Source organism: Phenylobacterium sp. (assembly GCF_035309685.1).
In the GTDB taxonomy this organism is placed as follows: domain Bacteria; phylum Pseudomonadota; class Alphaproteobacteria; order Caulobacterales; family Caulobacteraceae; genus Phenylobacterium.
Genome location: NZ_DATGEX010000018.1, coordinates 18358 through 43889, shown reverse-complemented (window position 1 = coordinate 43889; position 25532 = coordinate 18358). Strand labels below are relative to the sequence as shown.

At 69.3% G+C, this 25532-nt stretch carries 23 protein-coding genes; 9 read left to right on the top strand and 14 right to left on the bottom strand.

Features of this window, described 5'->3' with window-relative positions; all coding sequences use genetic code 11:
• Positions 1-1176 (top strand): elongation factor G (locus VKQ35_RS05525; protein ID WP_324359354.1); only part of this gene is annotated, 1176 nt, incomplete at its 5' end.
• 104 nt (positions 1177-1280) lie between these two features.
• A complete protein-coding gene (locus VKQ35_RS05520; protein WP_324359352.1) occupies positions 1281-2681 on the top strand; it encodes an MFS transporter in 1401 nt (466 codons plus the stop codon).
• A gap of 22 nt (positions 2682-2703) precedes the next feature.
• Here VKQ35_RS05520 and VKQ35_RS05515 read toward each other — a convergent pair whose 3' ends face one another.
• From VKQ35_RS05515 to VKQ35_RS05505, 3 genes are read right to left on the bottom strand one after another with little or no spacing between them, the layout of a single operon-like run.
• Entirely contained in the window at positions 2704-4173 is a 1470-nt protein-coding gene (locus tag VKQ35_RS05515) for an efflux transporter outer membrane subunit (protein ID WP_324359350.1), read from the bottom strand.
• Entirely contained in the window at positions 4157-5683 is a 1527-nt protein-coding gene (locus VKQ35_RS05510; protein ID WP_324359348.1) for an MDR family MFS transporter, read from the bottom strand. The genes VKQ35_RS05515 and VKQ35_RS05510 overlap by 17 nt, the downstream gene beginning before the upstream one ends.
• A 20-nt stretch (positions 5684-5703) precedes the next feature.
• The gene (locus VKQ35_RS05505; protein WP_324359347.1) at positions 5704-6804 is read right to left on the bottom strand and encodes an HlyD family secretion protein; all 1101 of its coding nucleotides are present in this window, start codon (positions 6802-6804) and stop codon (positions 5704-5706) included.
• A 165-nt stretch (positions 6805-6969) separates the two neighbouring features.
• Here VKQ35_RS05505 and VKQ35_RS05500 point away from each other — a divergent pair, with 165 nt between their 5' ends.
• Positions 6970-7920, top strand: a complete 951-nt coding sequence (locus tag VKQ35_RS05500) for a LysR family transcriptional regulator (protein WP_324359345.1) — start codon at positions 6970-6972, stop codon at positions 7918-7920.
• Position 7921: 1 nt separating this feature from the next.
• On the top strand, positions 7922-8305 hold the full coding sequence (locus VKQ35_RS05495; protein WP_324359343.1) for a VOC family protein: 384 nt from the start codon (positions 7922-7924) through the stop codon (positions 8303-8305).
• Here VKQ35_RS05495 and VKQ35_RS05490 read toward each other — a convergent pair.
• Together VKQ35_RS05490 and VKQ35_RS05485 are read right to left on the bottom strand one after the other, a co-directional pair.
• Positions 8302-8943, bottom strand: coding sequence for a glutathione S-transferase family protein (locus VKQ35_RS05490; protein ID WP_324359341.1), 642 nt, complete (start codon positions 8941-8943; stop codon positions 8302-8304). The genes VKQ35_RS05495 and VKQ35_RS05490 overlap by 4 nt on opposite strands.
• 107 nt (positions 8944-9050) lie before the next feature.
• A complete protein-coding gene (locus VKQ35_RS05485) occupies positions 9051-9674 on the bottom strand; it encodes a DUF2306 domain-containing protein (protein WP_324359339.1) in 624 nt (207 codons plus the stop codon).
• 183 nt (positions 9675-9857) lie between these two features.
• Here VKQ35_RS05485 and VKQ35_RS05480 point away from each other — a divergent pair, with 183 nt between their 5' ends.
• The gene (locus VKQ35_RS05480; protein ID WP_324359336.1) at positions 9858-10622 is read left to right on the top strand and encodes a LytTR family DNA-binding domain-containing protein; all 765 of its coding nucleotides are present in this window, start codon (positions 9858-9860) and stop codon (positions 10620-10622) included.
• On the opposite strand, the gene VKQ35_RS05475 is transcribed toward VKQ35_RS05480, so the two are convergent.
• The 3 genes from VKQ35_RS05475 to VKQ35_RS05465 are packed head-to-tail and all read right to left on the bottom strand — an operon-like array spanning position 10619 to position 16062.
• The gene (locus tag VKQ35_RS05475; RefSeq protein WP_324359334.1) at positions 10619-12445 is read right to left on the bottom strand and encodes a DUF885 domain-containing protein; all 1827 of its coding nucleotides are present in this window, start codon (positions 12443-12445) and stop codon (positions 10619-10621) included. The two genes, VKQ35_RS05480 and VKQ35_RS05475, sit on opposite strands and share 4 nt — an antisense overlap.
• A 26-nt stretch (positions 12446-12471) precedes the next feature.
• The gene (locus VKQ35_RS05470; protein ID WP_324359332.1) at positions 12472-14283 is read right to left on the bottom strand and encodes a DUF885 domain-containing protein; all 1812 of its coding nucleotides are present in this window, start codon (positions 14281-14283) and stop codon (positions 12472-12474) included.
• 33 nt (positions 14284-14316) lie between these two features.
• The gene (locus tag VKQ35_RS05465) at positions 14317-16062 is read right to left on the bottom strand and encodes a DUF885 domain-containing protein (RefSeq protein WP_324359330.1); all 1746 of its coding nucleotides are present in this window, start codon (positions 16060-16062) and stop codon (positions 14317-14319) included.
• Between the two features lie 220 nt (positions 16063-16282).
• Here VKQ35_RS05465 and VKQ35_RS05460 point away from each other — a divergent pair, with 220 nt between their 5' ends.
• The 3 genes from VKQ35_RS05460 to VKQ35_RS05450 are packed head-to-tail and all read left to right on the top strand — an operon-like array spanning position 16283 to position 19662.
• A complete protein-coding gene (locus VKQ35_RS05460) occupies positions 16283-17569 on the top strand; it encodes a M20/M25/M40 family metallo-hydrolase (RefSeq protein WP_324359328.1) in 1287 nt (428 codons plus the stop codon).
• 4 nt (positions 17570-17573) lie between these two features.
• The gene (locus VKQ35_RS05455) at positions 17574-18791 is read left to right on the top strand and encodes a TIGR03862 family flavoprotein (protein ID WP_324359326.1); all 1218 of its coding nucleotides are present in this window, start codon (positions 17574-17576) and stop codon (positions 18789-18791) included.
• A gap of 19 nt (positions 18792-18810) precedes the next feature.
• Positions 18811-19662 (top strand): phytanoyl-CoA dioxygenase family protein, encoded by an 852-nt coding sequence (locus VKQ35_RS05450; protein WP_324359324.1) that lies wholly within the window; start codon positions 18811-18813, stop codon positions 19660-19662.
• Here VKQ35_RS05450 and VKQ35_RS05445 read toward each other — a convergent pair.
• Both VKQ35_RS05445 and VKQ35_RS05440 read right to left on the bottom strand, forming a co-directional pair.
• Positions 19659-20399, bottom strand: a complete 741-nt coding sequence (locus VKQ35_RS05445; RefSeq protein ID WP_324359322.1) for a dienelactone hydrolase family protein — start codon at positions 20397-20399, stop codon at positions 19659-19661. The genes VKQ35_RS05450 and VKQ35_RS05445 overlap by 4 nt on opposite strands.
• Positions 20396-21229 (bottom strand): SDR family NAD(P)-dependent oxidoreductase, encoded by an 834-nt coding sequence (locus tag VKQ35_RS05440; protein ID WP_324359320.1) that lies wholly within the window; start codon positions 21227-21229, stop codon positions 20396-20398. The genes VKQ35_RS05445 and VKQ35_RS05440 overlap by 4 nt, the downstream gene beginning before the upstream one ends.
• 106 nt (positions 21230-21335) lie before the next feature.
• Here VKQ35_RS05440 and VKQ35_RS05435 point away from each other — a divergent pair, with 106 nt between their 5' ends.
• Entirely contained in the window at positions 21336-22205 is an 870-nt protein-coding gene (locus tag VKQ35_RS05435; RefSeq protein ID WP_324359318.1) for a phytanoyl-CoA dioxygenase family protein, read from the top strand.
• On the opposite strand, the gene VKQ35_RS05430 is transcribed toward VKQ35_RS05435, so the two are convergent.
• From VKQ35_RS05430 to VKQ35_RS05415, 4 genes are read right to left on the bottom strand one after another with little or no spacing between them, the layout of a single operon-like run.
• A complete protein-coding gene (locus tag VKQ35_RS05430; protein WP_324359315.1) occupies positions 22202-22414 on the bottom strand; it encodes a hypothetical protein in 213 nt (70 codons plus the stop codon). The genes VKQ35_RS05435 and VKQ35_RS05430 overlap by 4 nt on opposite strands.
• The gene (locus tag VKQ35_RS05425; RefSeq protein ID WP_324359313.1) at positions 22411-23346 is read right to left on the bottom strand and encodes a DUF5996 family protein; all 936 of its coding nucleotides are present in this window, start codon (positions 23344-23346) and stop codon (positions 22411-22413) included. Before VKQ35_RS05425 ends, VKQ35_RS05430 begins: the two co-directional genes overlap by 4 nt.
• Positions 23343-24431, bottom strand: a complete 1089-nt coding sequence (locus VKQ35_RS05420; RefSeq protein ID WP_324359312.1) for a tetratricopeptide repeat-containing glycosyltransferase family protein — start codon at positions 24429-24431, stop codon at positions 23343-23345. Before VKQ35_RS05420 ends, VKQ35_RS05425 begins: the two co-directional genes overlap by 4 nt.
• Positions 24428-25486, bottom strand: a complete 1059-nt coding sequence (locus VKQ35_RS05415; protein WP_324359310.1) for a tetratricopeptide repeat protein — start codon at positions 25484-25486, stop codon at positions 24428-24430. Before VKQ35_RS05415 ends, VKQ35_RS05420 begins: the two co-directional genes overlap by 4 nt.
• Between the last annotated feature and the right edge of the window lie 46 nt (positions 25487-25532).

Below are 25532 nucleotides of genomic sequence, written 5' to 3'. Positions count from 1 at the left end.
GGGATCGAGGCCGGCGCCTATGTGCTGAAGGCGGCCTACGCCGGCCAGTCCGGCAAGCTCGCCTATGCCCGGGTGTTCGGCAAAGCCCTGCCGGACGGCGCCGACTTCGTGCTGCCGGACGGTGAGCGCTGCCGGGCCGGCGGGCTGTTCTCGGTGCAGGGCGCGGCGATCAAGAAGATCGCCTCGGCCCCGGTCGGCGAGGTTTGCGCCATCGGCAAGGTGGAGGCGGCGCAAGCCGGCCAGATCCTCTCGACCACCGGCAAGCCGCAGACGGTGACGGCCGCCGCGACGCCGCGCCGGCCGCTGTTCGCCGTCGCGCTCTCGGCCCGCAACCACAAGGACGACGTCCGCCTCTCCGGGGCGCTCGGCAAGCTGATCGAGGAGGACCCCGGCCTACGCCTCACGCATGACGCGGAGTCCCGCCAGGTGCTGCTGGCCGGCCAGGGCGAGGGCCATGTGCGGCTGGCGCTCGAGCGGCTGAAACGCCGCTTCGGCGTCGAGATCGACACCCAGCAGCCGAAGACCGCCTACCGCGAGACCATCCAGCGCGGCACGACCCAGCGCTCGCGGCACAAGAAGCAGTCCGGCGGCCATGGCCAGTTCGCCGACGTAACGGTGGAGATCCGGCCCCTGCCCCGCGGCTCGGGCTTCGTCTTCAGCCAGCGCGTGGTCGGCGGCGCGGTGCCCAAGCAGTGGATCCCCGCCGTCGAGCAGGGCGTCCGCGACGGGCTGGAAAAGGGCCATCTCGGCTTCCCGGTCACCGACCTGGAGGTCACGCTGACCGACGGCCAGACCCACAGCGTCGACTCCTCCGAAATGGCCTTCCGCATGGCCGGGCGCCTGGCGATGGAAGAGGGCCTGCCGGACTGCGGCGCGGTGCTGCTGGAGCCCATCGAGAAGCTTACGGTCTATTCGCCCTCGCCCAGCGCCTCGAACGTCACCTCGGCGCTCACCGCCCGGCGCGGCCAGATCCTGGGTCTGGCCCCCCGGGAAGACTGGCGCGGCTGGGAGCGGATCGAGGCCTATCTGCCGCAGTCCGAACGCCAGGGGCTGATCGCCGAACTGCGCGGCCTGACCCAGGGCCTGGGCGCCTTCGAGGCCGACTTCGACCATATGGCCGAACTGACCGGCCGCCTGGCGGCCGAGGCCAGCGAGGCGGCCCGGCCACACGCTTGATCTGACGCCAAAAACCTCCCTCGGGCCCTTCGCTCGGGGGAGGAACTGCGCTACCCCTTCCGGCAAGCGCGGGATCACGCCGCGCACAGTTCGGGAGAGGGACCATGACCGCAGCCGCCGGCGCGCCCGCCGCCAAGATCAACATCGGCAAGCTGGCGATGACCTCGCTCGCTGCGTCCAGCATCGAATGGTACGACTTCTTCATCTACGGCACAGCGGCGGCGCTGGTGTTTCCCAAGCTGTTCTTCGCCGCCAGCCTGCCGCCCGCCGTGGCGCAGCTCGCGGCCTTCTCGACCTTCGCCGTGGGCTTCATCGCCCGGCCGGTGGGCGGCGTGATCTTCGGCCACTTCGGCGACCGGGTCGGACGCAAGACCGCTCTGGTGACCGCGCTCTTGATGATGGGCTTTGCGACGACGAGCGTGGGCCTCTTGCCAGGCTATGCGAGCCTGGGCGTGCTCTCTCCGCTGATCTTGATCCTGCTGCGCTTCATCCAAGGCCTGGCCGTGGGCGGCCAATGGGGCGGCGCGGTGCTGATCGCCATCGAGAATGCGCCGCCGACCAAGCGCGGCTTCTACGGCAGCTTCGCCCAGATGGGCGTGCCGGCCGGCGTGATCCTGGGCAACGCCATCTTCCTGATCATGGGCGCGACGGTGCCGCCGGACAGCTTCCTGGCGTGGGCCTGGCGCGTACCCTTCCTGCTGTCGATCGTCCTGGTGGGCCTCGCGCTCTACATCCAGCTGAAACTCGAGGACACCGCCGACTTCAAGGCCGCCCAGGCGCTGGCCGCGAAGAAGCAGGAGGACGAGGCCGCGGCGCTCGCCGCCGAGACCGGCGTCAGCCTGACCCAGGCCCAGGCCAAGATTCGCGCCGCCCAGGGCTCGCCGATCCTCAAGGTCCTGGCCAAGAACCCCAAGGAGATCGCGCTGGCGGCGGGCGCCTTCGTGGCCGCCAACGGCACCTTCTACCTGATGATCACCTACGCGGTGTCCTACGCCACCAGCACCCTGCACGTGGCCAAGACGTCCATCCTGTGGGTGGTGGTGATCGCCAGCTGCTTCTCCGCCCCGGTCCTGCCGTTGACCGCCTGGCTCTCCGACCGGGTCGGACGGCGCGGCGTCTTCATGGCCGGCGCGGCGCTGGCGGCGGCCTGGTGCGCCTGGCCGTTCTTCCATCTGCTCGACACCGCGGCCTTCCCGATGATGCTCCTCGCCATCGCCGGCGGCCTGATCTTCAACTCGACCATGTACGGCTGCCAGGCGGCCCTGATGACCGAGCTGTTCTCCACCGAGTTCCGCTATTCGGGAGCCTCGCTGGGCTATCAGATCGGCGCCATCTGCGGCGGCGGCTTCGCGCCGCTGATCGCCACGGCGCTGTTCGCCAAATACCACTCGTCCGCGCCGATCGCCGTCTACATGACCGGCCTGTGCCTGGTTTCGCTGGTCTCGGTGTTCCTGCTCGCCGAAACGCACAGCAAGGCGCACCGCGACGCCATGGCGGTAAGCTAGGGCCGCAAGCTGGGACCGCGCCCTAGCGGGCGGCGCGCCAGTCGGTGGCGGTGGCGGCGTAGAGGGCCACGAGATCGCTCATCCGGCGGCCCTGGGCTTCGACGAGCGCCCGGCGCGCGCGGCTCAAGGTGCGCTGCGCCTGGACCACGTCGACCATCGGCCCACCGCCCAGGCGCAGGGCGTTCTGGGCGTCCTGCGCGCCGGCTTCGGCGGCCTGATTGACCAGTTCGAGCGACGTGATCGACTGCTGGTCCGTGCCGAGGTCCGAGAGCACGTCGGAGACCTGCACGAAGGCCTTCAGCACCGTCTGTTCGTAGCGGGCGAGCGAGATGCGCGCATCGGCCTCGGCGGCCGCACGATTGGCCTTAAGGGTCCCCCCATGGAACACCGGCGCGGTCAGCCCGCCCAACACGGTCCAGGCCGCGGAGTCAGCCTGGAAAATGTCGCCGGGTTTGATAGCTTCCTGGGTCAGCACCGCCGACAGTTTGATGTCCGGATACTGCGCGGCCACGGCCACGCCGATGGCGGCGGTCGCGGCGTGCAGGTCGGCTTCGGCGGCCAGGATGTCGGGGCGATTGCGGACCATCTGCGAGGGCAGGCTGACCGGGATCTCGGCCGGCGCCTTAAGGGTCTTCAGGTCGAAATCGGGCGCGGTCCATTCCGACGGCGACTTGCCGACCAGCAAGGCCATCTGGTGACGGGCGATGTCGAGGTCGCGCTGCAGCGGCGGCAGCAGGGCCTCGTCCTCGGCCAGCTGGGCGACGCCGCCGGAGAGCGCGGCGTGCGCCTCGCCGCCCGCCGCCTCGGCCTGGCGGACGATCTCGATCACGCGGCGGTCGTCGGCGACGATGGCCTGGCTCTCGGCGATCTGGGCGCGCAGGCTGGCGATCTTCATGGCCTGCATGGCGATGTTGCCGCTGAGCGTCAGATAGGCGGCATCGGCCTGGCGCGCCATGGCCTCAGCCTTCGCATTGGCCTGCTCGGTGGCGCGCTTCTTGCCGCCGAACAGGTCCAGGTCGTAGCTCACCGATCCGCCCACCTGGTAGAGGTTGATGGTCGGGCTGGAGATTGGCGGCAGGCCGGGAAAGCCTGAGAAACCGAAGGCCGCCAGGTTGATCCGTTCCCGCTCGGCGGCGGCATTGGCGTCCACCTGGGCGAACTGGCCCCCGCGCACGGCGCGGGCCTGATGCTGCGCCTTTTCCAGAGCGGCGCGGGCCTCGGCGATGGAGGGGCTGTCGGCCAGCGCCTGGCGGATTGCGCCGTCCAGGTCGGCCGAGCCGAACGCCTGCCACCAGGGCCCGGCGGTGCGCGCGTCGGGGCTCAGCCGCACGCCGGGCGCGGCCGCGTCGCCGGTCATGGCGAAGCCGGCCGCGGCGGGGCCCTTGGGGCCCTCCGGCGCCTTGAAGTTCGGCCCGACCGTGGCGCAGGCGCTCAGAGTCAGGGCCGAGGCGGACGCCGCGAGGAGGGGAACAAGTCTAGTCGATCGCGGCATGCATGGGCTCCCCGCCGACAGCCCGTGGTTTGCGCATAAGCAGCAGCATGGGCATGCAGGCGATGGTGATGATGAGCATCAGGCGGAAATCGTCGACATAGGCGACCATCGAGGCCTGACGGGTGACCTCTCCGTTGAGAGAGGTGATTCCGGCCGCGGTGGCCGGGTTGAGCATGCTGGGCAAGGTGGCGCGAACCACGGCATCGGACGTGACGACCTTGCCGGCCAGGCTCGAATGCATGGTCTGGGTGTTGGCCACGACCAGCGCGTTCATGATCGAGATGCCGACGCTGGAGCCCAGATTGCGGATCAGGGTGTAGACGCCCGAGCCCTCCGGCCGCAGGTGCGGCGGGATGGTCGCAAAGGCCAGCGTCGAGAGCGGCACGAATAGCAGGCCGATGCCGAGGCCCTGGACAATGCCAGAGGTCACGAACGGCCAGACCGTCATCGACAGGTCGAAGTGCAGCATCTGCCAGAGCGCCGCGCAGCTGATCAGCAAACCCGCGAACAGGATCAGCCGCGTGTCCACCTTGCCGATCATCCGGCCGACGAAGAACATGGCCACGAACGAGCCCAGGCCGCGCGGCATGCTGACCAGGCCCGAGGTCAGAACCGGATAGCCCAGCAGGGTCTGCATCATCGGCGGCAGCAGCGCCATGGTCGAGAACAGCAGGATGCCGATGAAGAAGCCGAAGATGCTGGCGGTGACGAAGTTGCGGTCGCGGATCAGCGCCTTGTCGAAGAACGGGTGAGCCGTGGTCATGGTGTGGACCACGAACACCCAGAGACCGACGATCGCCAGGATCGTCTCCGTCCAGATCTCCCGCGACTGGAACCAGTCCTGGCTGGGCCCGCGGTCCAGCGCCATCTGGAAAGCGGCGATGAACAGGGTGAGCATGCCGAAGCCCAGGAAGTCGAACTTCTTGGCGGCCCTCAGGCGGTCGCCGGAAATGAAGAACAGGACGCCCAGGAAGGCCAAGATGCCGATCGGCAGGTTGATGTAGAAGCACCACCGCCAGGAGAAGTTCTCGGTGAAATAGCCGCCCAGCGCCGGGCCCAGGATCGGGCCCAGGATCGCGCCGGCGCCCCAGATCGCCATGGCCTGGCCATGCTTCTCCGGCGGGTTGATGTCGAGCAGCACCGCTTGACTCAACGGGATGAGGGCCGCGCCGAACACCCCCTGCAGCACCCGGAAGAGCACGATCTCAGGCAAGCTGGTGGCGATGCCGCACAGCATGGACGCAGCCGTGAATCCGCCGATCGAGATCAGGAACATCCGCTTGCGCCCGATCCGGTCGGCGAGCCAGCCCGAGAGCGGCGTCATGATCGCGGCGGAAACGATGTAGGACGTCAGCACCCAGGTGATCTGCTCCGGCGAGGCCGAGACGGAGCCCTGCATGTGCGGCAGGGCCACGTTGGCGATCGTCGTGTCCAGCGAGTTCATCACCGTCGCCAGCATGATCGAAATGGTGATCGGCCAGCGGTTCTTGGCGTCGTGTGGGGTGACCATGGGGGCGGCCTTCTACCGCCCTAGCGGCCCTGGCCGGAGGCTTGGCCAGAAGCTTGTCCCGGCGCCACGACGTCGACGGTCACCTTGGCCGAGAGGCCGGCGCGGCCGGCCATGTCCGGCGGCGGCTTGTCGAAGGCGATGCGGACGGGCAGGCGCTGGACCACCTTCACCCAATTGCCGGTGGCGTTCTGGGCCGGGAGCGCGGAGAAGGCTTGGCCAGTGCCGGGCGAGAAGCTCGCCACATGGCCTTTCAGGGCGCCGGAATAGGCGTCGATCTTGATCGTCACCGGTTGGCCGACCTTCATGTGGGCCAGCTGGTCTTCCTTGAAATTGGCTTCGATCCAGGGCTCACCGGACAACAGCCAGAAGCCCGTCTGCGAGGCGTTGAGATAGGTGCCGACCGGCATCTGGTCGACGCGGGTGACGATGCCGTCGGCGGGCGCGACCACCGTGCCGTAGGCGATATTCAGCCGGGCGCGGTCAAGCTGGGCCTGGGCCTGCATCACCGCCGGCGCCGCGGGGGCGGCCAGGTTGGGATTGCCGCCGAGGTTGGCCAGGACCTGGGCCGCCTGCTGCTGGGCGCCGGCGAGCTGCGTGCGCGCGGCCAGCACGGCGTGGTTGGCCTGGTCGACCTGGGCCTGGGAGGCGACGCCGACGTTGGCCAGGTTCTTCTCGCGGGTCGCCTCGGTGGTCGCGTAGGCGAGCTGGTCCTTGGCGGCCTGCACCATGGCCTGCTGCTGCTGGTAGCTGGCGCGGAGCGCGGCGACCTGCAGCGAGGCGTTGGCGACGGTGGCCTGGGCCGCCTCGGCGGTCGCGGCCAGGTCGCGGGTGTCGAGCCTGAAGAGCAGTTGGCCGCGCTTCACGACCTCGTTCTCATGGACGTAGACGTCGGTGACCCGGCCGCCGATGGAGGGCGCGACCGGTGCCTTGGCGATCTGCACATAGGCGTCGTCGGTGGTCTGGGTCTTGCCGCCGGTGATCAGGAAATAGGCGACGATCGCGGCGATCAGCAGCGGGCCGCCGACGATCAGCGGCCAGCGCAGCCGCTGCATGACACTGGGCTTCGCCCGGGTGTCGACATCGGCGTTGCCGCGCAGCGGGATGACTTCAGGATCGCTCACGCGAGCCCCTTTCGGAATTGGATATTTGCGGACCTGAACGCCGCAGACGGGACATCGGACGCTGGCCTTCCCTGGCCGCGCCGGCGTTCCCGTCGAGACCTGAGATAGGGCTGCCCTGGCGATGACTCAAATGATATGTTGTCACGCAACAAATGAACATGGCTCATGATCCAGGATCTCAACCTGCTGCGGGTCTTCGACGTCCTGCTGGAAGAACGCAATGTCACGCGCACCGGCGCCCGGCTCGGGCTCACCCAGTCGGCGGTGAGCCACGCGCTGAACCGCCTGCGGTACATGTTGAACGACGACCTGTTTGTGCGCGGTTCCACCGGCATGCAGCCGACCCCGCGCGCGGTGGAGATGGGACCCCAGGTGCATGCCGCGCTGAACCAGCTGCAGGCCGCGTTGGCGCCTTCCGACTTCGACCCGGCCACCAGCCAGCGACGCTTCAGCGTCGTCACCGGCGCCTACGCCAGCGCGGTCCTGGCGCCGGCGCTGGCCAGCCGCCTGGCCGAGGCCGCGCCGCAGGCCGAGCTGACGATCGCCGAGCTCGCGCTGGACGTGCTGGAGCGGATGGACGCGCGCCGCATCGACTTCATGGTCGGCAGCGTGTTGGCCGCGCCGGACCGCTTCGCCCGTGAGACCATCCTCACCGAGCAATTGGTCTGGGTCGTCCGCGCCGGCCACCCGAAGTTCCAGGGCGTCGAGGTCGACCTGCAGAGGCTGGTGTCCGTCCCGCATGTCGTCATGGCCCGCGGCATGCCGGGACTGCTCGAGGACGGCGGCGAGCGCCGCGCCTTCGTCAGCCGGGCGAGCTGGGAGGACGCCGGGGCCTTGGAGGCGGCCCTGGCGTCGCGCGGCCTGACGCGGCAGGTGGGGGTCTCCGTGCCGGACACCTACACCGCGCTGGCCATCACCAGCCGGACCGACATGGCGACCCTGATCCCGCGGCGCCTGGCGCTGCTGTCGGCGCAGGGCGGGCGCGTGCGGCTGATCGATCCGCCCTACGAAAGCCCGTCGGTGGACATCAGCCTGGTCTATCTGCGCGAACGGCTGGCCGAGCCGGCCATCGCCTGGATGCACGAGCAGATCCGCGCCGTGGCCTCGGGGCTTTGACATGCAACTCACGCTCACCGCCCTCCTGGTCCGCGACTACGATGAGGCCATCGCCTTCTACGTCGGCCAGGCCGGTTTCACGCTCAGCTCCGACACCGACCAGGGCGGCGGCAAGCGCTGGGTGGTCGTGACGCCCCCAGGCGGTGGTCCTGGCCTGTTGCTCGCCAGGGCGTCAGGCCCCGAACAGATCGCGCGGGTCGGTGACCAGACCGGCGGGCGGGTGTTCCTGTTCCTGGAGACCGACGACTTCGCCCGCGACCACGCCCGCATGACCGCCGCCGGCGTGCGCTTCCTCGAGGCGCCGCGCCACGAACCCTACGGCGTGGTCGCGGTCTTCGAGGACCTCTACGGCAATCGCTTCGACCTGATCGAGCCGCGCAGCTAGGCCGGCTGCGGCTGTTGCGCCTGCGCGGCGGCGATCAGGCCGTCGTCGATCTCGCGGGCGCGGATGGCGGCCGGGCGGCTGGAGACCCGCTCCCAATAGCTGGTGAACGCCGGTCGCTTGTCGATCGAGCCGAACTGCATGCCCCAGCCGATCTGCGAGCCGGTGTAGACGTCGGCCGCGCTGAACGTGTCCCCGCCGATGAACTTGTGGCCGGTGACCGCGGTCTCAAGGGCGTTCAGGGTGTCCTCTAGCGAGCCGAAGCCGGCCATGCGCTTCTGCTCCGGCTTGGGCTCGAAGCCCAGGCTGCGGGAGCTGACGGCAGGCTCGACGCAACCCGCGCCGAAGAACAGCCAGCGATAGTAGGCCCCGCGTTCGCCGGCCGGCGGTGCGAGGCCGGCCTCCGGGAACGCATCGGCGAGATAGGCGCAGATCGCCGCCGCCTCGGTGACGACCACATCGCCATGCTTGATCGCCGGGATCTTGCCCATCGGATTGATCGCCAGATAGTCGGCGCCCTTCAGCGTCGAGGCGTAGTCGAGGATCACCGTCTCGTAGGGCGCGCCCACCTCTTCCAGCATCCAGCGCACGATCCGGCCGCGGGACATGGGGTTGGTATAGAAGATCAGCTCTTTCGACATGGCTTGGTCCTTTGTGTGAGGGGTCCGTTTCCCGCCAGGCCGCAACATGGCGCCCGCTTGCTGACAGCATCATGTCAGCAAGCGGGCCCTGTGCTCAAGGAGGGGGCTCAAGCCATCGCCGCCGTGGGCCGGCGTGGCCGGAATACGCCGCGCACGTAAAGCTCGGCGACGATCAGGTTCGGAACCCAGGCCAGCCAGGAGATGGCGCGGTAGGCGGTCATGAACTCGATCCCCATCATCTGAGACAGCGGAATATAGACCCGCAGCAGGACGGCTCCGAAGGTCAGGGCGAAGGAGCGGATCATCCACTGGCGGTGCTCGGCGTAGCGGCCAGTCATCGCCAGCCGCAGCCCCTGGACATTGACCAGCAGCCAGATCACCGCCAGCAGGCCGAAGCCCGCCCGCGCGACGGGCCCGGCGGTCGCGCCGCCGGCCAGCAGCAGGCCGCCCGTCCCGCCGACAATGCAGGAGAAGATGTAGATGCGGCCGAGCCACCGATGCAGCCGCGGAACCCGCGCGCGCAGACGGGGCAGGAACTGCCAGGGGCCAACGAGCAGGGCGGTCGAGGCCAGGCCCGCGTGGACGAAGAGCCAGGGCCGCGCCATCAGGTTGGCGCCGACGTTCGGCGGGATCGGCATGTGGGGCACGAGATAGCGGTATGAGACGAGCGCGATGAGCACGCTTGAGACCGCGCCGAAACCCCACAAGCCTCTGGAAACATAGGAATTCACAGGACACCTCCGATTGCTTGAGGCGGGTATGGCTCGGGACGTTTTCGGGGGCGAGACGCCTTCCCGCAAACGGCGCCAATTCTGCGCGAAGGGCGACGCGAGGCCGGATCGGTCCCCGCGAACGGGGCGATTTCTGCGCGAACGGGCACGCCGCCGGGCGCCGGCCATGGCAGGATCGCGGGCGTGACCCGACCGATTCCCGTTCGCACCCCAGGCCGCACCGACGGCAAGACCCTGGCGCGGGACTTTGTCCTGATGACAGCCATGGGCCTGTTCCTGGCCGCGCTCGGCCCGTTTGGCAGCATCAGCTCGCCCATGCTCGTGCGCCTCGTTTACTGGCCGGGCGTGATCGTCGGCGGCGGCGTGATCGGCGTCGCGGTGGACGAGTTCGGCGGTAAGCGCTTCGCGAACCCCTGGCTGCGTTGGGCTTTTTCCTCGGTGGTGATGACGCCAGGCGTGTGTGTCCTGGTCTGGTTCGCCTCCCGCGCGGCGTTCGGCCCGTCGCCGATGCGGATGTTCACCGATCTTGTCTGGCAGGTCTTCGTGATCAGCGCGGCGGTCATGGGCGTTCGCCAGCTGATCGGAGAGCGGCCTTTGCGAGGCGAGGCGGTTCCGTCACCCGAACCCGTCAGCGACGAGGCCTTCCGCCAGCGGTTGTCGGCGCGGCGCCGCGAGGCCCGGTTGATCGCGGTGGAGGCGGAAGACCACTACCTGCGGGTCCACACCGACGCCGGATCGGAGCTGATCAGCGCCCGCTTCGCCGATGCGCTCGCCGAACTCACAGGCGTCGCGGGCTTCCAGGTCCACCGCTCCTGGTGGGCGGCCGGCGACGCCATCGAGGGCGTGCGCTGGCGCCGCGGCCGGGGCGAACTGCGCCTGGCCGGCGGCCTCACCGCGCCGGTCAGCCGCACCTACGCCGCCAAGCTGAAGGCCGCGGGCTGGTTCTAGGCCTGCGTCGCGATCCACTCCGAGACGTGGCGCTGCAGCACCGTCAGCGGCATGGCGCCGGAGAGCAGGACGGCGTCATGGTAGGCCTTGAGGTCGAACTTCGGTCCCAGCTTGGTTTTGGCCTCGTCGCGCACCTTGGCCCAGACGGTGTGGCCGACCTTGTAGCTGTTGGCCTGGCCGGGCCCGGCGAAGTAGCGCTCCACCTCGCGCTGCGCGCGGGTCTTCGTATTGCCGATGGTGTCGACCATGTACTGGGTCGCCTGTTCGCGGGTCCAGCGCTTGGCGTGGATGCCGGTGTCGGTGACCAGACGCGCCGCGCGGAACAGGAAGCTCTGCAGGAAACCGGCCTCGCCCAGCGGGTCGAAGTCGTTGGCGCCCATCTCCTGGGCCAGCTGCTCGGCATAGAGCGCCCAGCCCTCGACGAACGCGGAGAACTGGCCGCCGGTGCGCCTAAGGATCGGGATCTGCGTCGACTCCTGCGCCAGCGCGATCTGCAGGTGGTGGCCGGGGATCGTCTCGTGGTGCGCCAGCGTCCAGAGATTGTAGCGCGGCCAATCGGACGTCTCCTTCAGGTTGATGTTGAAGGCGGCGGCGCGGGAGCCATCCAGAGAGCCGGAGTTGTAGTAGCCGTTGGCCGCGCCATCCTGGATGAACACCGGCACGCGGCGCACCTCGACCTTGGCCTTGGGGAGCGTGTTGAAGGCCTTGGGCAGCAGCTTGTAGACCTCGACGATGTGGCCGTTCAGCAGCTTCAGGATATCGGCGCGCCCGGCGTCGGTGTTGGGGAAGACCTGATCGGGCCGGTTGTTGAGCTCGACCAGCCGCGCGCCGACCGTGCCCTGGCTCAGACCCTGCTTCTTCAGGATGGCGTCCAGGCGGCCGGAGATTTCCGCCACCTGCTCGCGGCCCAGCTGATGGACCTGTTCGGGGGTGTAGTCGGTGGTGGTCGAAGCCTTCACCGCGTCGGCGTAGTATTCCTCGCCGTTCGGCAGCGCCCAGGCGCCGCTGTCGGGCTTGGTCCTGGCCTTCAGCGCCGTCATGGCGGCGATCTGGCGGTCGAGCGCCGGGAAGACGGACGTCTCGACGATCTTCGTCGCACGACCTTCCCAGTCGCCGCTGAGGTTGGCCGCCTTGGCCTTCTTGACGATGGAGGCGACCAGGATGGTCTGCGCCGCCGGCTGGTCGCGCAGCGCCCTCATCTGGCCGATGGAGAGGTCGCAGATGAAGGTGGCCGGGATCGCGCCCAGCGCCACGTCATGCTTCTGGCGGGCGAGGTCGTTGTCCATCTGCCCGGCGAAGGCGTTGAGGCGCGCCAGATAGGCCTCGGCATCCTCGGCGTTGGCGACCTTGTGCGAGCTGTCCAGGAAGTCCGGGATGCCCTGGTAGGACCCGCTCTGCTGGCTGATCACGTAGGGCCGGAAGTTGCCGCCGGTGTCGCCGAACTTCCACTTGTCGCCGTTGCGGACCGCCTGCTCCTGTCCGTAGAGCACCACGTCGTAATCGACCTTCGACGCCGCCGAGAGCTTCGCGCGGTCGATGGCGTGCAGGTCCTTGGCCCAGCCGCGGGCGCGCTCTAGCCGCTTGGCGCGGCCGGCCTCGGAATTGTCGTCGAGCTTGAAGCGCAGCGGCGCGCGGGGGCCCTTGTCGAGGCCCAACGAGGTGGCGCGCATCGGGCTCTCGTCCACCCCGATCTCGAACATGGAATCGAGCTTGGCGCGCAGCTTGGCGTCTTCCGAGCCACCCTGAGCGAGAGCCGGCGCGGCGGTCATGAGGGCCGCGCCTGCGGTGGTGGCGAGGAAGCTGCGACGGTCGAATTGGTTCATGATTTCAGATTCCCCGGAGATTTTTCTCAGGCTTTTTGTGAAGCGATATAGCCGTCCACACGATCCTCCAGCACGGTCAGCGGCATGGAGCCGGAGAGCAGCACGGCGTCGTGGAACTGGCGGATGTCGAAGCGCGGGCCGAGCGCCGCCTGGGCCTTGTCGCGCAGCCGCAGGATCGAGACCTTGCCGACCATGTAGGTGCAGGCCTGACCGGGGGTCACGCAATAGCGCTCGATCTCCTGCTGGGCGAGCGGGATGGGATCGCCGTCGATGTCGCTGAGCGCCTGGCTCGCCTGTTCGCGGCTCCAGCGCAGGGCATGCAGGCCGGTGTCGGTGACCAGGCGCCCGGAGCGCAGCAGGGCGTCGTGGATGTAGCCCAGCTCCCAGTCCGGATGATCCTTGTAGAAGCCCATCTCCTGCGCGAGCTGCTCGACATAGAGCGCCCAGCCCTCGCCATAGGCGCCGAAACCGCTGGCCTTGCGGATCATCGGCAGATCGGCCTGGCGCTGCAGGGTGTTCTGCAGATGGTGGCCCGGGATGCCCTCGTGGAAGGTCGTCGTCGGCATGTCCCAGAAAGGCGCCTCGGCGGTGTCGCGCAGGTTCAGCCAGTAAATGCCAGGCCGCGTCCCATCCAGGCTGCCCGGCGTGTAGTGGGTGGACGAGCTGGCTTCCGTCTCCTTCGGGATGCGGCGGATCTCCAGCGGCGTCTTCGGGAGCGTCCCGAAATATTCCGGCAGGCGCGCCTGCATCCCCTGGACCAGCGCATTGAGGTCGGCGACCTCCTTGCCCTTGCCCTCGTCGGTGTTGGGATAGAGGTACTTCGGGTCTTTGAAGAGGACGCGGTAGCGGTCGGCGACGCTGCCTTGCGTCATGCCAAGCTTGGCGAACAGCACCTCGGCGCGGGCGTTCAGCTCCTTGGTCACATCGAGGCCCAGCTTGTGGACCTGCGCAGGCGTCATGGTGGTGGTCGTCCGCGTGCGCAGCGCCAGCGCGTAATAGGCGTCGCCGTCCGGCAGCCGCCAGACGCCAGCGTCGTGGGTCGCCCTGCCCTTCAGGCCCTCGAGATAGGCCATCTGGCGGTCGAGCGCCGGGATGACCTTCTGCTCGTACACCTGGGTCGCCTGTCCCGCCCAATCGCCGTCGATACCCTTGGCCCTGGCGCGTCGGGCGAGCGAGGCGACGAGTGTCGACCTGTCGGCCGGCGCGCGCAGGGTCTTCATCTGGCTGAGCGCGCCGGCGATGCAGAAGTCGGGCGGGATGACGCCGAGCGCCACGTCGTGGCGGGCGTGTTCGACCTCCTGGTCCATCACCCGGGCGAATTCGCCGAGCCGCGACAGATAGGCCTCGCAGTCCTCCCGGGTGGCGATGGTGTGCTGGCTGTCCAGGAAATCCGGCGTGCCCTGGTACGCGCCGCTGATCTGCGAGAGCACATAGGGCGAGTTGCCGGTCGGGTACTGGAAGCGGCGATTGCCCTCGTCGGCGGCCTCGAGGGTGTAGAGTACGCTGTCGTAGTTCACCGCCGCTATGCCGGTCAGCGCCTTGCGGTCGATCTTCCTTAGGCGCGCGAGGTTGGCGGCGGTCTCCTGCTTGCGCTGCTCGACCGCAGCCAGGGAGGCGTCGCGCAGCTTGAACTTGGCGGCGGCGCGCGGACCCTTGTCGAGGCCGAGCGACGTCACCTGCTCGGGGCTATGGTCCAGCGTCTGGTTGAAGAAATCGTCGAAGGCCTTGTTGAGCTCGGCCTCCGCGCCGGACGTAGGCTGGGCGTGTGCGCCTGAGGCCACGGCCAAGGCGCCGGCGGCCGTCGTGGCCAGGAAACCCCGGCGGTCGAGTTGGTTCACCTGTTAGTCCCCCGAAGAAAAGCGTCCGCCCGATCAGGCCTTGTGCGCGGCGATGTAGCTGTCGACCACGTTCTCCAGCACCGTCAGCGGCATGGAACCGGCGGCCAGCACGGTGTCGTGGAACGAGCGGATATCGAACCGCTTGCCCAACGCCGCCTTGGCCTTGGCCCGCAAGCGCAGGATCGTCACCTTGCCGACCATGTAGCTGCAGGCCTGGCCCGGATTGACGCAATAGCGCTCGATCTCCTGGCCGGAATAGGCCGGCGGATCGCCCTCGATGCCGCTCAGCGTCTCGACCGCCTTCTCGCGGCTCCAGCGGAGCGCATGCAGGCCGGTGTCGGTGACCAGGCGCCCGGAGCGCAGCAGGGCGTCGTGGATATAGCCCAGCTCCCAGGCGGGCTCGCCCTTGTAGAAGCCCATCTCGTCGGCCAGCTGCTCGGAATAGAGCGCCCAGCCCTCGATGTAGGCCCCGAAACCGCCGGCCTTGCGCACCATCGGCAGGTCGGCGTCCTGCTGCAGGGTGAGCTGCAGATGGTGACCGGGAATGCCCTCGTGGAAGGTGGTGGTCGGCATGTCCCAGAAGGGCGCCTCGGCGGTGTCGCGCAGGTTCAGCCAATAGATGCCGGGCCGCGTCCCATCGAGACTGCCGTTGGTGTAGTGCGTCGAGGCGCCGGCCTCGGTCGACGCCGGGATGCGGCGGATCTCCAGCGGCGTCTTCGGGAGCGTCCCGAAATACTCCGGCAGGCGCGCCTGCATCCGCTGGACCAGCTGGTTGAGGTCGGCGATCTCCTTGGCCTTGCCGGCGTCGGTGTTGGGATAGAGGAACTTGGGGTCCTTGTAGAGCTGGGCGTAGCGCTCGCCGACGGTCCCCTGGCTCATGCCGATCTTTTTGAAGAGGACATCGGCGCGGGCCGAGAGCTCCTTGGTGATGTCGAGGCCGAGCTTGTGGACCTCCGCCGGCGTCATCGTCGAGGTGGTGCGCACCGCCAGCGACTGGGCGTAGTAGGCCTCGCCGTCCGGCAGCTTCCAGACGCCGGCGTCGTGGGTCGCCTTGGGCTGCAGGCTGGCCAGCAGCGCCATTTGCCGGTCGAGCGCCGGCAGGACCTTCTGAGTGTAGAGGCCGCTGGCCTGCCCCGCCCAATCGCCGGCGATACCCTTGGCCTTGGCGCGGTCGACGAGCGAGGAGACCAGCGTCGACTTGTCGGCCGGCGCGTGCAGCACCTTCATCTGGGCGAGCGCGCCGGCGATGGCGAAGTCCGGCGGGATGACGCCCAGGCCCACGTCGCGGCGGACCCGCTCGCACTCCTCGTCCATGACGCGCGCGAAAGCGTCGAGGCGGGCCAGATAGGCCTCGCAGTCGTCCTTGGTGGCGATGGTGTGCTGGCTGTCCAGGAAGTCCGGCACGTCGCCCCAGGCGCCGTTGATCTGGCTGATGATGTACGGGCTGCCGGCGCCCTCGTGGCCATAGACGAACTGCCTGTTCGCCGTCTCGGTGGTCTGCAGATCGTAGAGCACGCAGTCGTAGTTCACCCCCGCCATGCCGGTGAGCGCCTTGCGGTCGACCGTCTTCAGGCGCGCGAGCTGTTCGGTGTTGAGCTTTTTGTCGTGCTCCTGGGCGGCGATGGAGGCGTGGCTGAGCTTCGACTTGTCGGCCTTGCGCGCCCCGACGTCGAGGCCGAGCGAAGTGGAAAGCTCCGGGCTCTCGTCCAGCTCGATGGTGAAGAGCTCGTCCAGCAGCTTGTTGAGCTTGGCCTCGTCGGCGCTGGGCGCTGCCTTCACGGCGGATCCCGCAAGCGCCAGGGTCGCGCCGGCGGTGAGAAGGACGTGGCGGCGGTTCAGCAAGGTCTTCGCGCTCCGAAAAGGCTCTGGACGGAAGGCTTAGGGGGTCGCGCGGCGCCCGCCAAGCCGCCGGCGCCGTTTGGGGGCCGAAAATCCGGGCTGCGGCGCATGGCCGGGTGAGATATGCCGGGCCGTCAAAGCCCTGGGGGTCCGCCGTTCCATGTCCGCAGCCCGTTTCGCAACCGCCGTTCTTTCGCTGGCCCTGATCGGCGCGGCCCCGGCCCCGAAAGCCGACCCAGCCGACCAGGCGGTGCAGAAGATCGTCGCCAGCCCGCAGTTCAAGGCCGCGGTCGCGACGCTCGACCGCGAGCACGAGCGCACGGTCGCCGACATCGTCACCCTCACTGAAATCCAGGCCGCGCCCTTCCACGAGGCGCCCAAGGGCAAGGTCTTCATGGCCATGCTGAAGGCCGAGGGCCTGAGCGACGTCGAGGTGGACCCGGAGGGCAACGTCATGGGCCTGCGCCGCGGCACGGGCCCGGCCGGCGGCCCCGTCGTGGTGCTGGCCGCCCACCAGGACACGGTCTTCCCGGAAGGGACCAATGTGAAGGTGAAGCGCGAGGGCACGCGGCTGTCGGCCCCGGGCATCGGCGACGATACGCGAAGCCTCGCGGTCCTGCTGGCCTATGTCCGCGCGCTGGATGCGGCCAAGATCCAGACGAAAAGCGACATCCTCTTCGTCGGCGACGTAGGCGAGGAGGGCCCCGGCGACCTGCGCGGCATGCGCTACCTGTTCGGCAAGGGGAAGTACAAGGACCGCATCAAGGCCTTCTTCTCCATGGACGGCATCAGCGCGGCGGGGGTGACCTATGGCGCGGTGGGTTCGCGGCGCTATCGCGTGGCCTTCCATGGGCCGGGCGGCCACAGCTTCGGCGCCTTTGGCATCGTCAATCCGATGGCCGCCATGGGCCATGCGGTGGACCAGCTCTATGAGGTGAAGGTCCCGGCGCACCCGAAGACCACCTTCTCGGCCAGCGTCGTCAGTGGCGGCGTCAGCGTCAATTCGATCCCCGCCGACGTGACGCTGGAGGTCGACATGCGCTCCGAAAGCGCCGCCGAACTGGCCAAGCTCGACGCCCGGTTCCTGGAGATCCTCAAGGAGAGCGCCGAGCACGAGAACGCCGCGCGCGACACCCGGCTCGGCAAGGTGACGGTCACGCCCAAGCTGATCGGCGAGCGGCCCACCGGCTCGACCAGCCCGGACTCGCTGATCGTCCGCACCGCCTCGGCCGCGGCGCGGGCCGCCGGCTACACGCCGCAGCTCGACATCTCGTCGACCGACGCCAACATCCCGATCAGCCTGGGGATTCCGGCCGTGACCATCGGCTCGGGCGGGACCGGCGGCCGCGCGCACTCGCTGGACGAATGGATCGACGTGGCCAAGTCCGAGAGCCTGCGCGGCATGACCGTGGGCCTCGCCGCCCTGCTCGCCATGGCAGGCGTCTAGGGCCTTGGGCAGTGTCGCCGTCATCGGGGCCGGCCCGGCCGGCCTGATGGCGGCCCAGGTGCTGGCGGAAGCCGGCCAGGCGGTGACCGTCTATGACCGCATGCCGTCGGTCGGCCGCAAGCTCCTGATGGCCGGCCGCGGCGGGCTGAACCTCACCCATTCCGAGCCGCTGGACGCGTTCGTGAAACGCTATGGGCCGCAGGCCACGCGGCTGGCGCCGCTCATCGAGGCCTTCCCGCCGTCGGCGCTGATCGCCTGGGCCGGGGGCCTGGGCCAGGAGACCTTCGTGGGCTCGTCAGGCCGGGTGTTCCCGAAGGCGTTGAAGGCCTCGCCCCTGCTGCGGGCCTGGCTCGCGCGGCTGCGGACCTTGAGCGTCGAGATCCGCACGCGCCACGACTGGACCGGCTGGGACAAGGACGGCGCGCTGCGGTTTCGCACCCCTGACGGCGAGACCGTCGCTCGGCCCGACGCCACGGTCCTGGCGCTCGGCGGCGCGAGCTGGCCGAAGCTGGGCTCGACCGGCGACTGGCCGGACCGGCTAAGCGCTGAGGGCATCGCGGTGACGCCGCTGAAGCCCGCCAACGCCGGTTTCGACGTGGCCTGGAGCGACATGGTCCGCGACCGCTTCGCCGGCCAGCCGCTGAAGGGCGTCGCCATCACCTTCGGCCGCGTGCGCGTGCGGGGCGAGGCCATGGTGACCAGGCACGGCCTGGAGGGCGGCGCGATCTATGCGCTCTCCGCCGCCCTGCGCGACGCCGTCGCCAAGGACGGTTCGGCGAAGCTGTGGATCGACCTGCGCCCCGACGCTGCCGCCGACCAGCTTGCCGCCCGCATCGCCCAGCAGCCCGCCGGCCAATCGGTCGCCAACCGCCTGCGCAAGGCCCTCCACCTGACGCCGCTGGAGACCAACCTGCTGCGCGAGGCCCACGGCAAGGATCTGCCGTCGGACCCCGCGGCGCTGGCGACAGCGATCAAGGGCGCGCCGCTGACGCTGACCGGCGTCCGGCCCCTGGCCCGCGCGATCTCCACCGCCGGCGGCGTCGCCTTCGAAGGCCTGGACGACCAACTGATGCTCACCGCCCGGCCCGGCGTCTTCGTGGCCGGCGAAATGCTGGACTGGGAAGCACCCACCGGCGGCTATTTGCTGCAGGCCTCATTCGCCACCGGCCTCGCAGCGGCCAGGGGCGTATTGGGCCGGCTCGAAAGCGGCGTGGTACAATAGGCGTCTGAGAGGCCGCGACATGGACGCAAAGATTGCCAGTTTCGACGCCGACGCCGCCCTTGTTGATACTTGGGCCGCGAAGATCCGCGACCAGGGCTTCACGGTCATCGAGGACTTTGTCGACGCGGCGGGCCTCGCCGCCTTCCGCGCGGCGTTGGCGCCGTTCCTCGGCAGCCATCGCGGCCGCAACGACTTCGAGGGTTTCGAGACCGAGCGGGTCTACACCCTGGTGGCGCGGGCCAAGGTGTTCGAGGACCTGGCGACCGAGCCCAGGCTGATGGCGCTCTTGAGCCGCTTCCTGGAGGGCAGTTTCCTGCTCTCGGCGACCCACGCCATCAACCTGAAGCCCGGCGAAACGGTGCAGTCGATCCATGCGGACGACGGCTTCTACCGCCAGCCGCGCTCGGCGCCGGCGGTGGGCTATTCGGTGATCGGCGCCATCGACGCCTTCACAGCGGCGAACGGAGCGACCGAGGTGATCCCCGGCAGCCACCTGTGGGACGAGCAGGAGGTCGCGCGCCGCAAAGCGGAGCCCGGCGGGCTGGAGAAGCTGCTGGTCCCGATGGAGATCCCGGCCGGCGCGGCCTTCGTCTTCCCGGGCAAGCTCTTGCATCGGGGCGGCGCCAATCGCACGGACAAGCCCAGGCTCGCCTTCACCAACCAGTATTGCGCCGGCTGGGCGAGGCCGCAGGAAAACTTCTTCCTGTCCGTGCCCAAGGAGATCGTGCGGAGCATGTCGCCGCGCGCCCGGGCGCTGTTGGGCTACGAGCTCTGGCCGACCTTCATGGGCATGGTGACAGGCTCGCATCCGGCCAAGTCGCTGGAGCCCGGCTGGACGCCGCCGATCGTCGCCCAAGCGCCGCGAGGCTAGCCCAGCCGCCGCTTCCAGAGTGCGAACAGCCGCTCCCAGTGCCGCTCGGCGGCCGGCTTGTCGTAGACCGCGCCGCGCTGCGGGAAGGCGAAGCCGTGGTGGACGCCTTCGTAGAGCTCGACCTCGGCGTTGAGGTTCTTGGCCTTCACCAGTTGGTCCAGGGTCTGGACCATCTCCATGGGCGCATAGCTGTCGTGCTCGGCGCAGGCGAAATAGAGTTCGCCCTTGGCGGTCTGAGCGGCCAGGTGCGGGCTGTCGGCCTTGTCCGTGACCAGCTGCACGCCATAGATCGAGGCCGCGGCGCCCACCCGGTCGGGATAGCGGGCGGCGAAGTTGATCGCATACTGGCCGCTCATGCAGTAGCCGAGGGTGGCGATCTTGCCCTTGCTCGCCGCCGGGTCGCGGTCGGCGTAGTCGAGCAGGGCGTCGCCGTCGGCCATGATCATCGGGATGGTGATCGAGCCCATGAGCTCGAAGATCCGCGCCCGCGCCTCGGCTTCCGGCAAGGGCGGCAGGTCCTTCAGCTCCAGCACGCCTTTCCGGTAGTAGAGGTTGGGCAGCATGACGTAGTAGCCGGCCGCCGCGATCCGCCGGGCCATGTCGCGCAGCTCCTCGCGGATCGCCGGGGCGTCCATGAAGAACAGCACCACGGGATGCGGCCCATTGCGCTCCGGGTGGACGATGAAGGTGGTGGTCGCCCCATCCTTGGTGGCGATGTCGATCGTCTGTTCGATCACGAGGCCTGCACTCCGACCAGTTCGGACGGCTCGACGCCCTGTTCCTTCAGGAAGGGCTCGGCATAGTTGATCGTCCCCGTCAGCGTCTTGGGGTCGCCGGACGCCAGGCGATAGACCGCCTCGGCGATGTACTTGATCGGCTGGACGCGATCCTTGGTGGCCTCGGTGATCAGGCCATGGACGGCGACGCCGGGCGTCGCCACCAGGCCCGGCGAGACCACATTGACCGCGATGCCGTCGTCGTAGACTTCCGAGGCCAGGCCCGTGGTGAAGCGCTCCAGCGCGGCCTTGCACATGCCGTAGACCGTGCCACCGCCGCGCCGGTTGTAGGGCAGCTTAGGGTGGATGCCGGCGCCGGAGGAGATGTTGACGATCCAGCCCTGCTTCTTTTCGCGCATCGCCGGGAGCACGAGCTGAGAGAGGTGGAAGGGCGCGTAGACCTGCACCTCCATCATCAGCTTGAAGCGCTTCTCGGGAAAGTCGGTGACCGGCATGAAGTAGGTGATCGCCGCATTGTTGACGAGGATGTCGATGGGCCCGAAGGCCGCCACCGCCTCCTCGACCAGCCGCTCGCGCTCGGCGGCCTGGGCGAGATCGGCCTTGATGAAGGCGGCGTTGCCGCCCGCAGCCTTGATGCGCTCGACCGTGTCATGCAGCGTGCCGGGCAGCCGGCTTTCGCCGCTCTCGGCGGTGCGGGCCGAGACCACGACATTGGCGCCCTCCATGGCCAGGCGCACGCCGATGGCCTCGCCGATGCCGCGGCTGGCGCCGGTGACGAGCGCGTTCTTCCCCTTCAAGGGGCCGTTGGGATTGATACGGGGCTCACTCATCACGGTTCCTCCAAATGACTTTTGTTCTAATGGCTCAACGCTTGCGCGCCTTTCGCCCGAGCGCAAGGTTGGCGGCGCAAGGTTGAAGGGGCAAGGAGCGCCTGATTTGCGGATTCCCGACGAGAAACTGGCGGAGGTGTTCGACCGAGGCTTCACCGTGGTCGAAGGCTTCCTGGACAAGCAGACGCTGGCCGACGCCCAGGCGGGCTTGTGGGACATCTACCCGACCCCTGAGGCCTATTTCGCCGACCCGGCCGCCTTCGCGAAGTTCACCAAGAGCCAGTTCGCGGGCCTGCGCTTCTTCCCCTACCCCTCCTGGGGCCTGAACAAGGTGCCGGTCTATCCGGACCTGATCGACGCGGCCGAGCGCTTCCTGCAGACCAAGGAGATCGACTGCTACAAGATCGAGCTCTGGGCGAAGTACGCCGGCGCCATCGACTACGACCAGACCCATCACCGCGACTACGAGAACCACACCATCGTGGTGCCGCGCGCCGACCAGCTGATGCCGCAGATGACCTGCTTCATCCTGCTGTCCGACGTGACCGAGCTCGACGGGCCGACCAAGGCCGTGCCGCTGGAAAAGACCCGCGACATCCCACTGGGGATCACTCAGACCCAGGTGGGCGACTTCTGCGACGATGAGGTGGCGGTCACCGGCCCGGCCGGCTCGATGCTGATCTACAAGACCGACGTCTTCCACCGCGGCTCGAACTTCAAGGCGCCGGGCCGCTCGCGCTTCGTCATGCCGGTGGATTTCAAGCCGCGCGGCTGGCGCTGGCAGGGCAAGCTCGCCTGGCCGGACCGCACCCTGAACCCCGGCTGGAAAGAGGCGATGGTGAACATGACGCCGCGCCAGCGCGACCTCTTCGGCTGGCCGCCGCCGGGCGACCCCTACTGGAACGCCCAGACGCTGAGCGACGTCGCCCTGCGCTATCCCGGCATCGACCTGACGCCCTACGGCGCAAGCCCTTAATCCCGGTCGCGGACTTCGAGGCGGCCGACGATCAGTTCGTCGATCTCCAGGCGCCGGATGCGCGCGCGCCCGACGGCCAGACGACCGACGGCCAGCGCGCCGATCGACACCGCGCCGATGGCCAGCGCGCCCAAGGCCGCCGCGCCCACGCCGACCGCGATCCAGGCGGGAAACGGCAGCGGCCGTTTGGCGCGAACCGGCTCGCTCATGACAGGGTGTCCTCTGGGGTTGGGCGTTCGAGCTCGGCGCGCGGCCAGCGGGCAAGATCGGCGGCGGCCTCATAGGTCGATTGGAAGAAGGCCAGCAGGGCGGCGTCCGGGTCGGCGGCGGTGCGGACCGTCTCGTAGGGCAGGACGAACTCGCCGAAGGTCGGATCGTACCTCGCCGCGTCGGGACGCACGGCGGCGGCCTTGAAGCCCGCCGGTTCTGGATAGGCGTAGGCGTAGAACATCGGCGCGATCCCGGGCGCGCCCGGCCAGAAGCCACAACTCGACACCTCGTGCGAATAGGCCTCGAGGCTCACCGAGGCCGGCGCCAGGGGCGACCCCGGATGCGGCGGCGCGCGGCGGCCGGAGAAGCGCGTCACCGCCAGGTCAAAGCTGCCCCAGAAGAAATGCACCGGGCTCGCCTTGCCGATGAACCGGGCGCGGAAGAGCTTCATCACGCGGTCCGCCTGGACCAGGACGCGCCAGAACCGCTGCGCCGCGGCGGCGTCATAGGACCGGTGCGTCTCGTCCGCCTCGAACGGGACCGGGGCCTCGATCTCGCAGGGGACCGTCCAGATGTGCGGGGTCACGCCCAGGGCCGCGAGCGCGGCGAAGACCTCGCGATGGAACTGGGCCACGCTGATCGGACGCAGCGCGACCGTCTCCGTTCGGCCATCGCTGCAGGCGATGCGCAGCACATGGTCCAGGAAGTCGAAGACGATCTCGATCGAGCGCCCGCCCGCCGGGATCGGTGAGGTCGTCAGGCCCCGCGCGCTGACATAGAGCGGCACATGCCACCAGTGGTTCACCGGCGGGCTCAACGCCATCCGCACCTTGCCGACCACCTGTGTCCACATGTGCAGGGTGGCCGCGGTGTCGGCCCAGTCGTCATAGGCGAGCGCCGGCCAGTCCCTGGGCGCGCCGTGGGCGGTCATGAGCGGCGCGCCGCCAGCGCCGCGCGGACCTCGGCGATGACGCTCGCCCAGTCGCCGGGCGTGGGCTGGCGGAAGATGCGAATGGACGGGTACCAGGGGCTGTCGGCGCGGTTGCGCAACCAGCGCCAATCGACGCTTGGCGGCAGGAGCAGCCAGGTGGGCTTGCCCATCGCGCCCGCCAGATGCGCCACGGCGGTGTCGACGCTGATGACCAGATCGAGTCCTTCGACGATCCGGCGCGTGTCCTCGAAATCCGCCGCGCCGGTGTCATCCGGCAGCAGGCTCACGACGCCTGGCCAGGCGCGGATCTCGTCGACGAGCTCGCGCGGCAGGGAGCGGTTCCTGTCGTTCATGTGCTGCGGATTGCCGACCCCCACGAAGCCCACGCCCACGCCGCCCTCGCGGCTCGGCAGATAGGGCGCGGGCGGGATGGTCTCCAGCGTCGTGCCGAGCAGGCCCGGGATGGACGCCAGCAGGATCCAGGCGTCGTGGCCGTTCACATCGACGCGGCCGGCGGCGGGCGTGGTCCGCACCCCGAGCGGGGCGAACAGGCGCGTCAGCGAGGGCGAGCAGAGCAGGTTCACGTCCTGGGCGCGCGCCTTGAGCAGCGGCGCGTAGCGGGCGAACTGAATCTGGTCGCCCAGGCCCTGCTCCGGCACCACCAGCAGCGACCCGGTCGGTTCGCCCTTCCATTCCGGGAAGGTCAGGCGGGCGTTCCACTCCTGCCGCGGCGGGCGGGATTCGTAATAGGGCCACCCCTCGGCATAGCGGCCTTCGCGCAGCAGCAGGAAGGCGTATTGCCAGCACAGATTGGCGTCGTCGGGATAGGTCTCCAGGCCCTGGAGGAAGGCGGCTTCCGCCTCCTGCACACGGCCCTGGGAGTCGAGCAGGTGGCCCAGATTGGCCGCCAGCAACGGATCGCGAGGCGCCCGCTTGTGGAGGCGGCGGTACATCGCCTCAGCGTCCGCATCGCGCCCTTCCGTGGCCGCGGCGAACGCCAGCTTGAAGCCCTCGACGAACGGCAGGTCGTCGAACTCCGCGGGAACCGGCGCGTGCGCAGCCGTCCCCGGCGGCGCCTGACTCACGGCTGGCCGAGCTCGGCGCGGACCTCCGCCACGACGCTGGCCCAGTCGCCGGGCGCCGGCTGGCGGAAGATGCGGACGGAAGGATACCAGGGACTGTCCGTGCGGCCGGTCAGCCAGCGCCAGTCGCCCTTGTAGGGCGCCAGCAGCCAGGTGGGCTTGCCCATCGCCCCGGCCAGGTGGACCAGGCCCGTGTCGACGGTGATCACCCGCTCCAGGCCCGCCACGACCTGGCGGGTGTCTTCCATGTCCCGGGCGCCGGTGGCTTCACGGTCGAGACGTCGGACGCCGGGCAGGCCGGCCAGGCCGCTCGCCTGGGCTTCCGACATCGAGCGGTTGGCGTCGTCGGGGTGGATGGGCGCGCCGCGGGTGACGAGACCGATGCCTTCGCCGCCTTCGAGACTCGGAAGGTAGGGCGGCTGCGGGATGTTCTCGAGCGTCGTCCCCATGCGCCAGGGCAGCGACGCCGACAGCACCCAGGCGTCGTGCGTCGGGATCACGGCCTGCCCCTCGGCGGCGATCACCTCGCAGCCCAGATGTCCGAACAGCCGCTTCAGCGGGGGTGGGCAGACGATCGTCACCTGAACGCCCTGCGCCTGCAGCGGACGCACGTAGCGGGCGTACTGGATCTGGTCGCCCAGGCCCTGCTCCTGCCAGATCAAGAGCGACTTGACCGGCTGCCCCTGCCATTCGGGGAAGCTCAGCGCGGGTTTGCGATGGTCGCCCGGCTTGATCATGCGCGCTTCGTAGAACGGCCAGCCCTCCTGGTAGCGGCCGAGCCGCAGCAGCAGGAAGGCCAGTTGCCGCTGCAGCGCCGGATCCTTGGGGTCCCGCTTCAGCGCGTCGCGATAGACCGCTTCGGCGTCGGCCCATCGGCGGCCGTCTTCCAGCAGCAGACCCAGGTTGAGCGCGGTCGGAGAGGTCGGGTTGGCGGCCTGCAGGCTGCGGTAGAGGCGCTCGGCCTCAGCTGAGCGGCCGGCGTTGTGCGCGGCGACCGCCATCTCCCAGACCTGGGCGGCGGTGAACGTCTTGGGGGTTTCCGGAGCGGCGGGCGGCACGAGCGACTTTCGGACTGGAGGACTTGAGAAACGGCGGATGTTTGGC

Coding starts and splice junctions, on each gene's coding strand:
- VKQ35_RS05520 (WP_324359352.1), top strand. CDS start 1,281: ATGACCGCAGCCGCCGGCGCGCCCGCCGCCAAGATCAACATCGGCAAG.
- VKQ35_RS05515 (WP_324359350.1), bottom strand. CDS start 4,173: ATGCCGCGATCGACTAGACTTGTTCCCCTCCTCGCGGCGTCCGCCTCG.
- VKQ35_RS05510 (WP_324359348.1), bottom strand. CDS start 5,683: ATGGTCACCCCACACGACGCCAAGAACCGCTGGCCGATCACCATTTCG.
- VKQ35_RS05500 (WP_324359345.1), top strand. CDS start 6,970: ATGATCCAGGATCTCAACCTGCTGCGGGTCTTCGACGTCCTGCTGGAA.
- VKQ35_RS05495 (WP_324359343.1), top strand. CDS start 7,922: ATGCAACTCACGCTCACCGCCCTCCTGGTCCGCGACTACGATGAGGCC.
- VKQ35_RS05490 (WP_324359341.1), bottom strand. CDS start 8,943: ATGTCGAAAGAGCTGATCTTCTATACCAACCCCATGTCCCGCGGCCGG.
- VKQ35_RS05475 (WP_324359334.1), bottom strand. CDS start 12,445: ATGAACCAATTCGACCGTCGCAGCTTCCTCGCCACCACCGCAGGCGCG.
- VKQ35_RS05460 (WP_324359328.1), top strand. CDS start 16,283: ATGTCCGCAGCCCGTTTCGCAACCGCCGTTCTTTCGCTGGCCCTGATC.
- VKQ35_RS05450 (WP_324359324.1), top strand. CDS start 18,811: ATGGACGCAAAGATTGCCAGTTTCGACGCCGACGCCGCCCTTGTTGAT.
- VKQ35_RS05440 (WP_324359320.1), bottom strand. CDS start 21,229: ATGAGTGAGCCCCGTATCAATCCCAACGGCCCCTTGAAGGGGAAGAAC.
- VKQ35_RS05430 (WP_324359315.1), bottom strand. CDS start 22,414: ATGAGCGAGCCGGTTCGCGCCAAACGGCCGCTGCCGTTTCCCGCCTGG.
- VKQ35_RS05425 (WP_324359313.1), bottom strand. CDS start 23,346: ATGACCGCCCACGGCGCGCCCAGGGACTGGCCGGCGCTCGCCTATGAC.